Origin of the sequence: Aureliella helgolandensis (genome assembly GCF_007752135.1) — a bacterium.
Classification (GTDB): Bacteria; Planctomycetota; Planctomycetia; order Pirellulales; family Pirellulaceae; genus Aureliella; species Aureliella helgolandensis.
Genome location: NZ_CP036298.1, coordinates 3,872,170 through 3,885,501 on the forward strand (window position 1 = coordinate 3,872,170; position 13,332 = coordinate 3,885,501).

Annotated in this window: 9 protein-coding genes; 4 read left to right on the forward strand and 5 right to left on the reverse strand. The window is 55.6% G+C overall.

The window, feature by feature from the left end; all coding sequences use genetic code 11:
* Positions 1-128 precede the first annotated feature (128 nt).
* The gene (locus Q31a_RS13850; protein ID WP_145078693.1) at positions 129-1,352 is read right to left on the reverse strand and encodes a trans-sulfuration enzyme family protein; all 1,224 of its coding nucleotides are present in this window, start codon (positions 1,350-1,352) and stop codon (positions 129-131) included.
* 92 nt (positions 1,353-1,444) lie between these two features.
* On the opposite strand from Q31a_RS13850, the gene Q31a_RS13855 reads away from it, so the two are divergent.
* Positions 1,445-3,106 (forward strand): permease, encoded by a 1,662-nt coding sequence (locus Q31a_RS13855; RefSeq protein ID WP_145078696.1) that lies wholly within the window; start codon positions 1,445-1,447, stop codon positions 3,104-3,106.
* A gap of 176 nt (positions 3,107-3,282) precedes the next feature.
* Positions 3,283-4,857, forward strand: a complete 1,575-nt coding sequence (locus tag Q31a_RS13860; RefSeq protein ID WP_145078699.1) for a protein adenylyltransferase SelO — start codon at positions 3,283-3,285, stop codon at positions 4,855-4,857.
* Positions 4,858-4,885: 28 nt separating this feature from the next.
* Here the strand turns inward: Q31a_RS13860 and Q31a_RS13865 are convergent, their stop codons facing one another.
* Complete coding sequence (locus Q31a_RS13865) at positions 4,886-6,487, reverse strand: zf-HC2 domain-containing protein (protein WP_145078702.1); 1,602 nt, start codon at positions 6,485-6,487, stop codon at positions 4,886-4,888.
* Complete coding sequence (locus Q31a_RS13870; RefSeq protein ID WP_145078705.1) at positions 6,484-7,074, reverse strand: RNA polymerase sigma factor; 591 nt, start codon at positions 7,072-7,074, stop codon at positions 6,484-6,486. Before Q31a_RS13870 ends, Q31a_RS13865 begins: the two co-directional genes overlap by 4 nt.
* Before the next feature lie 503 nt (positions 7,075-7,577).
* On the opposite strand from Q31a_RS13870, the gene Q31a_RS13875 reads away from it, so the two are divergent.
* Both Q31a_RS13875 and Q31a_RS13880 read left to right on the forward strand, forming a co-directional pair.
* Positions 7,578-9,080: a sulfatase family protein gene (locus tag Q31a_RS13875; protein WP_145078709.1), complete on the forward strand. Its 1,503-nt coding sequence runs from the start codon at positions 7,578-7,580 to the stop codon at positions 9,078-9,080.
* A 697-nt stretch (positions 9,081-9,777) separates the two neighbouring features.
* The gene (locus Q31a_RS13880) at positions 9,778-10,695 is read left to right on the forward strand and encodes a sigma-70 family RNA polymerase sigma factor (RefSeq protein ID WP_197356812.1); all 918 of its coding nucleotides are present in this window, start codon (positions 9,778-9,780) and stop codon (positions 10,693-10,695) included.
* 233 nt (positions 10,696-10,928) lie between these two features.
* Here the strand turns inward: Q31a_RS13880 and Q31a_RS13885 are convergent, their stop codons facing one another.
* Both Q31a_RS13885 and Q31a_RS13890 read right to left on the reverse strand, forming a co-directional pair.
* Entirely contained in the window at positions 10,929-12,068 is a 1,140-nt protein-coding gene (locus Q31a_RS13885; protein WP_231691193.1) for a glycosyltransferase, read from the reverse strand.
* Positions 12,069-12,090: 22 nt separating this feature from the next.
* Positions 12,091-13,320 (reverse strand): glycosyltransferase family 4 protein, encoded by a 1,230-nt coding sequence (locus Q31a_RS13890; protein ID WP_145078716.1) that lies wholly within the window; start codon positions 13,318-13,320, stop codon positions 12,091-12,093.
* Positions 13,321-13,332: the final 12 nt, after the last annotated feature.

Below are 13,332 nucleotides of genomic sequence, written 5' to 3' on the forward strand. Positions count from 1 at the left end.
ACCTTTTGCATCGCAGATGTTCTCGGCAATAAGGGAATAAGTTGCCCTGAGTCGCAGTTGCGGAATGCCGGGGAGGAGGTTGGGCGTTTCCCCCCGGAAAACGCGTGATGGCAGGCGGGGAAATTCTGTTAGGCTCGCGCAAAATCTAAAATCGCCTGAGAAAATTGCTCGATCAACCATTCCGCCGGTTCGACGCCACACGAGACCCGAATCGTTCCCTCGGTAATTCCCAGTGAGACGCGTTGGCTTTCGCTGTATCCACGATGGCTGGTCGTTGCCGGATGCGAGAGCGTGGTGCAAATATCCCCCAGCGAAGGAGCGAATGGAATTTCAGGAGCCAATTTACGGAATAAGTCGGCAACCTCGGGACGCTGCAGAGGTAGATGAAACGTCAGCATCCAACCGTATCCTCCGCGGAGTTGTTCCTTGGCGAACTGATGCTGCGGATGGTGCGTTAGCCCCGGATAGTCCACCTCGATCGTTGTGGGCAATGCATCGAGCGCTTCCGCCAACGCCAGGGCATTGACGCACGCGCGTTCTAGACGAAGGGCCAACGACATCAGGCCGCGATGGGTCAGGTAGCAGTCTAGTGGGCTGCTGGCCATCCCAAAGGTGCTGATCGTATCCTGGATGCAGTCCATCAACTGGCGATCGTTTCCAGCCACCAAGCCGAGCATGCTATCGCTATGGCCGTTCACTTGTTTACTCAAGCTTTCGACAACGAAATCAGCTCCGTAGCTCAACGGTTGGCAGACCAAGTGGGTGGCAAAGGTATTGTCGACGACCAGCTTGCCGCCCGCAGCATGAGTTGCGACCGATATATCTTCCAGGCGCGCCACGCTCAGTCTTGGATTGCTAAGGGTTTCGACCAGCACCAAATCAACCTTTTGTCGGCTGAGTTCGTCAATTTGGACTTTGTCAGTAGGATCAAAATGGCGTGTCGTGATTTGCCATTTGGCCAGCGAGTGCTCGAAAAGGCGGCTGGTCTTGCCGTACAATTCTTGGCCGAGCCAGACCTGGCCGCCTGGCTCGAGTATTCCCATGGCTACGGCGCTAATGGCGCTCATTCCCTGAGCGGTAATACTAGCCTGCGATGCGCCGTGGAGACTGGCGAGTTTGTGGGCCAAACTGCGTTCGTTGGGATGGCCGTCGCGTCGGTAGGCAAACGCATCGTTGGCTCCCGACAAGGCTTGATCCGCAGCCATTGGGGAATCCAACTGCCAGACCGTCGACAGAATGAGTGGCTCGATGTGCGGGACCGAGCCTGGTTCCATGGGGCCCGCACTTCGCAAGGCTTCACACTCTAGTTGATTCTCCCAGCGTTGAGGCCCAGCAGTCTGTTTGTTCATCATTCAAATCCTTCGCCCTTATCGCGCACGCACGGTGCGCTTGATTTTGCTAAGTTAGCGTTTCGAAATTTAACGGAGTTTACTGGGAGGACTTCATGACGAACAAGTATCGCTGGGCTGCAGTGGGAGACATCAACGCATTTTTTGGCTTGGTGCTCGACAATGTTGCCGGCTTGATATTGATTGTCAGCTTGCTCAATCTGAATTATGCATTTCCAGTAGATTTCGCACTGCGGTACATGATACCGGGCACCGCGATTGGTGTGCTGATCGGTGACTTGGCTTTCTTCTGGCTCGCTTTTTCCTTAGCAAAACGCTGCGGAAGCTCTTCCGTTACAGCCATGCCGCTTGGCTTGGACACCCCTAGCACTTTCGGCATGATTTTCTTTGTACTGGGGCCCGCCTACCAAGCGGGGTTACCGGCCGGCGAAACGTCGGAGCAGGCCATCCATGCCGCTGCGATGCATGCGTGGCAGATCGGTATTTGCAGCATCGTGATCAGCGGGCTCATCAAACTGGTGTGTTCCCTGGGGAGCGGCTGGGTGCGGCGGTGTGTGCCCCGGGCTGGATTGCTGGGATCTCTGGCGGCCGTGGCTTTGGTGTTGATCACCTACCAACCCTTGGTGGAAATCTTGCGCTACCCGTCCATTGGGCTCCTGGCACTGGCCGTAATTCTGACGGCTTTGGTCGGCCGCGTTCCACTGCCGTTCAAACTTCCCGGTGCTGTCGGTGGTCTGGTCGTCGCGGGAATCATGTTTACTCTACTGCAAACTACGGGCATGATTGAGCAGGAGTCGGCAGGAGCGGTCGTCACTGCACAGCAAACGTGGCCCACCGAGTGGCTGACCGCACTCAACTTCGGCTGGCTGTCCGCCATGGGCGATACCTTTCATTATCTGCCGGTTGTCATCCCATTTGCGTTGGCGACAGTCGTGGGAGGGATCGATTGCACGGAAAGTGCAGCCGCAGCGGGAGATGAATACGAAACCCGTTCGGTGATTGCCATCGAAGCCGTCGCTACCTTTATCGCTGGTATCTGTGGTGCGGTTATTCAAACAACACCTTACATCGGACATCCCGCCTACAAAGCAATGGGGGGTCGCGCCGCTTATACCTTGGCAACCGCGCTGCTGATTGGTTTCCTTGGAACGAGCGGACTGTTTTATTACTTCTATGCCTTCATCCCCAAGGCGGCGGTCTACCCCATCCTCGTCTTCGTGGGCCTCGAAATCACTGCCCAGAGTTTTCTAGCGACACCGCGTCGCCATTACCCGGCAGTTGCGCTGGCCTGCGTGCCCGCGCTGGCTGTGCTAGTGAATATCTTTGCTGGCGAAATACAGGGAGCACTCCTAGGAAATGGCTTGGATCCACAGAGCCTCTTTGGAGGGGAACTGCAATCTAAGTTGGCGACGACGCAAATGCTCTCCAATGGTTTTATCTTGACCAGTGTCCTGTGGGCCTCTGCCTTGGCAATGGCCATTGACCGGCGTCTGATCGCGGCCGCAGGCTTTTACAGTGTGGCTGCCGGCTGTGCGCTGTTCGGTTTGATCCATTCGCCGTTGGCCAACGCCCCGATCGTATCTCCCGCGAGCTTTGGTATCCTGCCAGAGGTCGCTGTTCTGCCAGCGGAGAGTCTACCCACGGTTTTAGGGTGGACAGGTGGCTATCTGTTGGTCGCTGCTACAATGCTTGTCTGGCAAGGCTATTTGATTTGTACTCATCAAACCGAGAGTGTAGACCACTCGTCTGCCGAGTGAGAGTTTGGGAGCTACGGGAGTTCGGAACGTCATCGAATTGACAAGATAGCAGCGAGTCGCAGGGGGGCGGTGCCTTTGCCAGACCCTTCCTCGCCTGCGCACAGCTCAAATTAGACTGAAGCATTCGTTCGGCAGCCTAGTGCATGCGTGCGAATATTGCCTACGATGGAAAATCCATGAATTTGAAGATTACCGACCGGTTCAATCAAGAGTTGCCTGCTGACGAATCACTCGTCAATCAGCCACGCCAAGTTTCCGATGCCGCATTTTCATTTGTCACTCCCCGCCATCCCAGTGCGCCTAACGTCCTACATCGCTCACTCGAGGTGGCACGACTGATTGGGCTGAACGAAGAGGATCTGGAGTCCGATGACTTTGTCGAAATCTTCAGTGGTGCAAAGCAATTACCCGGGACAAAGCCGTATGCCATGTGCTATGGGGGGCATCAATTCGGTTCATGGGCGGGGCAATTGGGAGATGGACGTGCCATCAATTTGATGGAGGTCGAACATGCCGGCAAGCATTGGACATTGCAACTCAAGGGCGCAGGTGCAACGCCCTATTCCCGCACCGCCGACGGACTTGCGGTCCTCCGAAGTTCGCTGCGGGAGCACTTGTGTAGCGAAGCGATGTATCATCTGGGGATTCCCACCAACCGTTCGTTATGCCTGATTTCAACGGGGGACCAAGTCGTCCGCGACGTGCTCTACGATGGTCATCCCCGTCCAGAACCTGGAGCCATTGTATGTCGTGTAGCGCCCAGCTTCATTCGCTTTGGCAGCTTTGAAATCCTGGCATCACGCAATGAATTGAAGCTACTCGAGATGCTCGCCGATTACACGATTCGTCATTTCTTTCCGAAGATTGATGGCAGCAGTCCAAGTCGCTACGTCGACTTTTTCAGCGCCGTTTGCCAAAGTACGATTGAGATGGTCTTGCATTGGCAACGCGTCGGATTCGTGCATGGCGTGATGAACACCGACAATATGTCTATCCATGGTGAGACAATTGATTACGGGCCCTACGGTTGGTTGGAGGGGTTTGATTCCGATTGGACCCCCAATACAACAGATCGTTCGCACCGCCGCTATCGGTTTGGCAACCAGCCACAGATTGCTCTTTGGAATCTTGTGTGTCTGGCCAACGCCCTGTATCCAATCGTCCGCGAGGCCGCACCGTTGCAGGCTGCGATGGATCAGGCGCAAGCGGACTTCAACCGCAAGTCGACTGAAATGCAATTAGCCAAGCTCGGGGTTACGGATGTGTTGCCTGGAGACGGCGAATTGATCGCCCAGCTACAGTTGGCGCTACAAGCTGCGGAAACGGACATGACCCTTTTCTATCGACTCCTGGGCAACTGCGAGCGGACGCAGTTGGAGAGTAACCCGTCGCACGGACTTGAAGTAGTGCAGGATGCGCTCTACGAGCCCGACCAGTTGTCTGGTGAAGTTCGCCAACAGTGGCAAGCATGGTTCTTAGCGTACGGGCGGCGACTGGGGGCCGCTGCCATGGCAGATGATATTCGCCGGAGGCAAATGAATGGCATCAACCCCAAATACGTCCTGCGAAATTACATGGCTCAGCTAGCCATTGACGCGGCCGAGGAGGGGGACAACGCCTTGATCGAAGAGCTGCATCGTCTTCTTACTGCTCCCTATGAAGAACAACCTGAATCTGAGCGGTGGTTCGCCAAACGACCCGATTGGGCACGCCACAAGGTCGGTTGTTCTATGCTCTCTTGCAGCTCTTGAAAGGCCAAGAGCTGCGATTTCTCCGGATCTAATTGCCTTGCAAGTGAATCAATAGAATGGCAGCTTGCTCTGCCTCGCCGAGCGAAGCACCACCTCCTTGAAAGTCCGCGTTCCTACTTGCAGAAGGCGTTAGCCACATCAATGAAGGAGATTGGTTGAACGTCGTTCCGAGTTCAGCAGCGAGGCGATCTGCTTGAGCGCGACTGGTGAAGACGGCGATGCTGGTAGGAGTTGCCGCAGATGTTCCGCCAGCAGGTCCTAAATCTTCGGTCACGCCTGATCCTACTGGAGAAGCAAATTCCTCAACTGAAACTAGGTCCAGGTCAATGTTTTCGGCGATGGTCATCAGTCCTTCAACCGTTGTACTGCCACTGAGAGTGAGCAGGCCAATGGGGGCGGTAATCGCATTCTGGGGAGCTTGCGAAGTGGCGTCCTTTCCAGCAGTAGACATTTCGTTGGGATCAATTCCAAGCAGCTTGGATTGTGCCACCAACTGCTGTTGAACTTCTGTGGGCATCCAGGAGCTGCTGCGCAAGACCGACACGCGATGGGTAGCACGGGCCTCAGCCCGAATTCCAAATGAATTTGCCTCGGGCACTTGGGGACTCGCCGGCAAGCTCCTCGCACGCATCTTGGCACTTGGGGCAGCGGAAGATGGTTCTGGCATGGCGGAGGGTTGTGTTGCCATATTAAGCGCCAGCTGCGGTTCGCTGGGGGCGCCACCGAGCAATTCCTGCGGCATCTCGAACGCCATGGCCTCACCGGCATTCCTTGCAGGCGCCATTTCTCTCGTTTCTGAAGTCTCTGCTAGTGCCTCGCTGGGTGGAGTGGTAGGCAGAGTGGCGGCAGCCCTAGCTTGCATCGAAAACTGCTCTGCAGCTGGGGGAAACGCCCCTGCATCGTTGATAGCCGACTCCGACTCTGAAGTTGCCGAAGCGCTCTGGAAGGAGAAGTCATCGGATTCAAGGGCTCGTTTGAGTGGATCCTCCTCCCATTGGGAACGGTCTAGCTCCTCCGATTGCCTGTTCGGAATGCCGATGGGCTCCGCTGCGGTGCCAGCTAGGGCGTCTGCGCCATTGCTGGGCTGGCCATTCGTTGCCAGAATCTGCATCGGGGCTTCAGGCCAGAGCAAGCGGCCGACACCCAGCATCACGAGGATGCTGGCAGCCAAGGCGAGGAGTCGAAGTCTTGGCCAACCACTGCGGCGCGACTGTGGGTGAGGAGGGACACCTGCCCCCGGTCCACCTGAGTTTCCTACAGTGAGTGGATTGGTATAGCCACCTTCGGAATCAAGACTGTTTTCAACGGCATCGCAAGTGTCGAAAATGCGCGTGGCGGCATGGTCTTCGACGGGTGCGACTTGCGGGGCAGCGGTGGCTAAGGCGGCAATTTCGTCAGCATCTGTGGTGACGGGGCTTGGTAAATCTAAGACCAGTTTTCGGATGCGTTGCAGATCCTCAAACGTACTGCGCACGTCCCCGTCATTTTCGATCTTTTGCTCCACCAGCCGGCATTGTTCCGCGGGCAATTCATCGTCCAAGTAGGCAGACAGCCACTCTTCTTGAAATCCATCGGAGGCAGCCAATGTGTTCTCGCGCGAAGAATCGTGTTCGGGTTTGGGAAAGTTCATGATGCACTCAAACCAAGCTGCAAAGCTCGGTCTTGCAGTAAATTTCTAAGTTCCAACCGAGCTCGATGTAGCCGGCTGCGGACTGTCCCAATCGGGATCTGTAGGGTTTCTGCGATCGCTTCGTAGTCCATTCCATCAAAATCGCGTAACACCAATACGACTCTTCGCTCTTCATCCAATTTCAACATTGCATCCTGCACACACCGTTGCGTCTCCGTTTGTTCCAAGCGGTCCTCGGGACGCTCAAGGCTTCCCACTGTGTCGACGGCCTGTTCCATCCCCGTCCTAGGGAGTTGGCTTTCCAACCGGCGTCGCCTGCGATTGCTAATCAGTTGGTTCATCGCAATCCGAGCGAGCCAGGTATAAAACTGACTTTCGCCCGCGAATTGTGGGAGTTTCTGGTAAGCCTTGGTAAACGCTTCCTGAACGATATCTTCGGCCAGCTCCCGGTCGCCACTGGCGTGAATCATAAGCCCCAACAATCGGCGTTGGTACTGTTCCACGATTTCTGCATAGGCAGAAGAATCGCCCGCGAGCACTCTGTCGATAGCGCTCTGGTCGACCGATATTTGTTCGTCGCTCAACATGGGGTTCCGAAGGGGGCTAGACGCAGTTTTCGGGGAGTAGTTCCACCAACTCCTGAAAACGTGCTGTTTGATACAATCGGGATGGAACGGATAAGGCTAACGATGAGTGCTTGAGTTTGAGAAGCCGTGAGAGTGCGAAGGTCGCAAATTATGGATCAAGGACGCGGTTCGTCCATCGTTGGGATTTGCCGTTGGCCAACTAGGCCCCGTGGCGCGCCAACAAACCATCGCTGCTGGCCCAAGTAGATTAGGCGACTCAGCGGTGGACGAGGATAAGGTTTCAAGGGAGCTGAAAAAAAATGATAAAATGCAGGCTGCCGCAAAACAGATCCTCTATCATCTGGCAGTTTGGGTAGTCTAGGTAGCTGCTGGTGTTTGCGTTTCCCCCGATCTAGCTGCAAACGCAATAGTACGTTCCCAGTCAGCGCCGGTGAAGTGCTCAGTTCTTCCAATTGCGGCCCATGATACACCATAACAGTCCATCTCCCGAGAGGCCTTAATTCATGCTGTTGCAATCGTTTCGCGTAACCCACTTACAGGGGTTGCTGCCGTTGACTTTTCTCTTGAGCGTCGCCTCGCTTGGTTTGAAAACCGTGCAGGCGAGTACTCCAGAAGACCAGTCGCAACGCCCCAATATTGTGTTGTTTGTGACCGACGATCAGAGCGGGGATATTCATGCATTGGGAAATCCAGCCATTCGGACGCCGAACCTGGATGCCTTAGCCGCTGAGGGAACGATTTTTGATCAGGCCTATTGCACGACTGCCAGCTGTAGTGCTTCGCGATCGGTGATCCTGAGTGGACTGCACAACCATTTCAACGGTCATTATGGGCATGAACATTCCTACCATCATTTCAGTTCGTTCGAGCGTGTGAAGAGCTTGCCAGTTCGGCTGACGCAAGCCGGGTATCACACCGCGCGAATTGGCAAGTTCCATGTCGCTCCGGAAGCGGTCTATCATTTTGACAAGGCATTGCCAGGCAATGCACGAAACCCCGTCTTGATGGCAGAGAACGTCAAGCAACATCTCAGCAGCCTTGACGGTCAGCAGCCCTTTTTCCTTTATTTCTGCACCGCTGACCCCCATCGCGGCGGTGGCACGCGAGAGGATTTGCCGCATTCCCCCAATGCGTTTGGCAATATCCCGTCCGGGTATGAGGGAGTTGAGAGTACCTATTACCACCCCAATGATGTTCGCGTGCCGGCCTTTTTGCCCGACACTCCAACCGCTCGCGCCGAACTGGCAATGTACTACGAGAGCATTTCTAGAATTGATCAGGGGCTGGGGCGTTTGGTTGCCAACCTGCGAGAGCTAGGTGTGGAGGACAACACCATCATCATTTTCACCAGCGATCATGGGATGGCATTTCCCGGTGCGAAAACGACGTTGTACGAACCGGGAATGCATGTCCCGATGTTGGTCCGCGATCCACGTGCATCGCAACGGGGCATTACCAATCATGCGATGCTCAGCCACGTTGATTTGACTCCCACAATTCTCGATCTGGCGGGCTGCTACAGCCAAGACACCAACCCGGCTGAGGACTTCCACGGTCGTAGCTGGGCCGAGTTGATTGGGCATTCCAGCTCAGGGGATCATGATTCCGATTCTACCGATAAGTGGGATAAAGTTTACGCATCGCATACGTTCCATGAAATCCAAATGTACTATCCGATGAAAGTCGTACACGGTAGACAGTACAAATTGATTTGGAATATTGCCTTCCCACTTCCCTACCCATTCGCCTCGGACCTGTGGTCTGCTCCGACGTGGCAGAAACAATTTGAGCAGGGGCCCGAGACACTTTACGGACAACGCACTGTCGAGCAGTACATCCACCGTCCCGAGTTTGAGCTGTTTGACTTAGTCAATGATCCCGACGAGACTCGAAATCTCGCCTTGGAGCCCGAACACGCCCAAAGACTCCAAGCCATGCAACAAGAGCTCAAGGCGTTTCAGAAGCGGACCAGCGATCCGTGGATTCTAAAGTGGAATTATGAGTAGCTCCAGGGCTGGCTAGTCGGCTCGCGGGGGGCTTCCCCCCGATTGCTGACTCTAGTTGTGACGTTGCATATTGCGAAATGCGCGCGAAGCTCGATCTGTGCGCATTGGTCCCAGTGCATTGTTGCCAATGTACTGGATTGGGGGGCATTAGATTGGGGCACGCGGCCTGCGTTTACCGGTGCATCGTTTGGAGAGAGCTCTACAGGGCAACCCTTCTAGACCGCGTGGTTCGCAAACTGGGCGCGACCTGAACAATCGGAATAATTGTTCGTCTTTCGCAATTCTTCGACTCTTACCCAGTCCCCCGACGATATCTAACCGTAGAGACACAATGCAAGCATTGCTTGAGTCCTCTTGGGCCGCTCCTCGGAGCGGAACTGAGATGGTTTCCTCACTCAAAAGCGTTGACAAACCAGACTTGGACAGTGTGCGAACGTTATGTAGACGTTCCACGCCGTCTCCCTTCACTCCCGCGTCGGAGTGGAGATGCGGTTGATGTCATGTAAGAGTTTGGGTGCAAGCGTGGTGAAGAACTGACTCACATTGCTCCGGCGAGTGTCTCGAGAAGGTAGTGAAATCTGCGTCGCTTGATTGTTTGGATGAGCGTTGTAGTTGAGTTTGTTGTGCGGCACTACCAAGGCAGTGGTGTCGCGATATCAATAGTATGTGTCAATTTTTTGATCGAACTGAGACCCTCATGTCCGACTATACCGACAGCGTGGATGAGCTAACCGAAGCCCGAGATGCCTTGCGTGCAAGTCGTCGTAAAGTGGTTCGCGAGGATGTCCAGCCACAGTCGCCACTCGAAACCTATTTGCGAGAAATCAACGAGACTCCGTTGTTATCCGCTGCAGAAGAGCGAGATTTGGCACGACGTATTGGCAGCGGTGACGTCCGAGCACGCGACCATATGGTCCGGGCTAATTTGCGGTTGGTGGTCAACATCGCCAGGGGATATGTGGGAAAGGGACTCGGTCTTCAGGATTTAATTGAAGAGGGCAACTTGGGGTTGTTGCGGGCCGTAGAAGGGTTCGACCCGGAAGTGGGAACGCGTTTCAGTACTTATGCTAGTTACTGGATCAAGCAGTCGATCAAGCGTGCCTTGATCAACTCGGCCAAAACCATACGCATCCCGGCTTACATGGTTGAACTGCTAAGCAAATGGAGACGGGCTTCGGCCCGACTCTCCGAAGAATTAGGCCGCTCGCCAACTCAAGAAGAGGTTGGTCGCATCCTAGGCCTGCCACGCAAGAAGTTGCCCATCATCAAAAAAGCGATTCAGATCTATAACAGCACACCTCAGAGTGATCAGTCTGAATCCGGCTGGTCACTCGGCGAGATGGTGCAGGACGAACGCTTGAAAGCTCCCGACGAAGAACTGCTGGACCACGATGTTCTGAGCACGGTACTAGATCTGCTCGAAACGCTTGATACTCGCGAAGCGACGGTATTACGTATGCGTTTCGGGCTGGCGGATACCGAATCCCATACCCTCAAAGAAATTGGACTGGAACTGGGGCTGACTCGCGAACGAGTCCGTCAGATTGAAACGGAAGCCCTGGCAAAACTCGCAGATGGTTTGCGAGATCCCAAAGAGCGGGCTGGCTTGGTCTAGCGACTTGCTAACCCATGAAGTGTTGATGGCAATTTACAGGGAAGATGCAGACAGTGGGCTGTCTGCCGAACGTACAACTCACCACTCCCATCCGTGAAGACGCCCAGCGATCAAGAAGATCAGCCGCGTCACTGGCAAGTGGTGCCTATCGTGCAGTCGAGAGAGTTTTACCCCACCGAGACTCTCTCGACTGCGGACTTCCATCTTTGGTCCAATTCGTGGCTGTCGCGGTTCTACTCCTGGACGCGACTCGTCGGCGTTCGCTCTAGATAGCGTTGCCACAAGCTCAGGTACAGCTCCTCGTGCCGAGCAATCATCTGATGGAGCGAGAAGTGTTCTTCGACTCTCGCGACAGCTGCCGCCCCCATCTTAGCGCGACCTGTGTCGTCTCTCAGCATCGCGTTGGTCCAACGGCACAGTGTATTCACGTCTCCCAATTGATAGAGCAGGCCCGTTTGCCCCGACTCCACCAAATCGCGAGTTCCGGGAATGTCGGTGGCGGCAACAGGAATTCCAAGTGCCATGGCTTCCAAAATCGTGTTGCTCTGTCCCTCGTAGAGACTTCCGTTCCATAGCAGATCACAACTGGCCAGTAGTTGGGTGGCATCGCTGCGGTGACCTAGGAACCGAACTCCAGATTCCGCGCCGACATGGTCGCGATACTCCTGCAGTTGACTGCGCTGCGGACCGTCGCCCACGATCAGCAACCACACGTCTTGATAAGCGACTTGCACCATCTGCCCGGCCCAAATCAAATCGCGGTAGCCCTTCTGCTTCCAGAGACGCCCGATGGCCATTACGATTCGGTCACGAGGCGGCAAGTTGAACATCTCGCAAAGCTCGCGGCGGGAAAGCCGTTGTACCTCCGGAGTTTCCACAGCATTGGGGATGACCGTGAATTTCTCCGAGTCAATACCGTGCTGCCGGTAGAAATCTGTGACCGCGGAGGTGTTCGTCACGATCGCGTCGGTGTGACGCATGAGTCGTCGGTCGATGGCGAACTGCCAGCCTTGCTTCCAGGGATCGACACAGCGTTCGCCGGCAATGCACACGGGAACGCCAGCGGATTTTGCGGCCATACGTCCATAGCTGTTCGCGGCAAACAGCCAGGTATGGACAACGTGCGGCTTGAGGTCCGACAGTAGACGCCTAAGCCGTCGATAGGCAAACGGATCGAACTTCCCTCGCTTGCCGATGAAGTGCAGTTCAATTCCCGCCGCCCGCAACACCTCTTCGTACGGCCCCGAGTGCGTCAAGACAATGACGTGAACTTCAAACCGCTCGGGATTGAGATGTTGTGCGAGCAGTGTCAACTGCTTTTCAGCACCACCCTGCACGAGTGTTGGTATGATGAGACAAAGTTTTATGCGCATAGCGTTCTACTGCGAGGCAATCTCACTCCTGTTTGTTTTCCGAAACCAAACTCTGCTGCAACGCCGCAGGTTCGGCGGGCTTTCGAGGCTGCGCATTGAGTTTCAAATGCTCGCCAATTGCGGCCAGCAGGGGATCCTTGGTCGCATGCGCCACATAGTTCCGCTGCAACTGTATTGCGGAGGAAGCGTAAGGACTCGGATCGCTCCACCAGCGTTCCAGATTCTCTCGCAAGGCCGCCTCGTTTTGAGAGGTAAACAGATGCAGGGATGCGTGTTCTCCAAGCCAGCGTCGGGCCGTGGGCGATTCGGCGGACAGGAAGGGGAGACCGCTGGCCATGCAGGTAGGAATCAGCCAGCTCAGACCATTGCCCGCGGCCGGGAAGACGCATAGGTCCGCGACCTGCAGGATTTCGGTCAGCTCCGTAAAAATACCTGGCATGGCAACCAAATGGTGTATCCCGCGGTCCCGCAGCGCTTCGTAGTAACGCCCACGCGTGGTCCCATCTCCCAGGATCCACAGACGCAGCGCCCGTTGCGAGTCGATGACGGGGGCTAGAGCGCGGATCAACAGCTCGACATTCCAGCTGTCGCTGAGTTCTCCGGGGCAAACGACTACTCGGTCGGTCGATCGAATGAAGAGATCATGATTGATCTCGCTTAGGATTTGCCGCGCCACGCGGCGTGCTGCTTTGCTACGATCAATCGGGCGGGCGACAAAACTTGCGGCGCGGAGGATTTTCGAATCGACGATGCCGAGCGATAACAGACGTTGGTGCGCGGCGGCATGGGGCGCAATGACCAGGTCAGCTTTGCGGCAAACTTCCAATGCCATCGTCGAGGGTTGCCAGCGGAGATCGGGCTGAGCATGCAATTCTGGAGGATCAAAGCGGACAACCACCGGGGGCCGCTGACTGGGTGGCAAGCGGGCAAAGCAAGCCGATGCTTCGTGTTCCGCACTATCGCAGTAGATCCAGTCGAAGTCCCGGCACTCGCGCTCGATGTAATCGGCAACCGCGCGTAAATACTTTCCCACCCGCAGGGGCGAGGTCGGTACGGCATCGATGCGCTGAATTGGCAATTCCAGGCACTGTACCCGATTGGGCCAGCTTCGATGCCAACGCGGAGACAAGATATGGACTCGGTGTCCCTGCTGGTGCAATTCGACAGCCCAGTCCGACAGACGCAGAGTCGCATCGGTGGTTTGTGGCCAGAACTGGCGAGTCAGAATGAGAACCCGTTGAGAGTCACCCATGGCGCGGTGCTT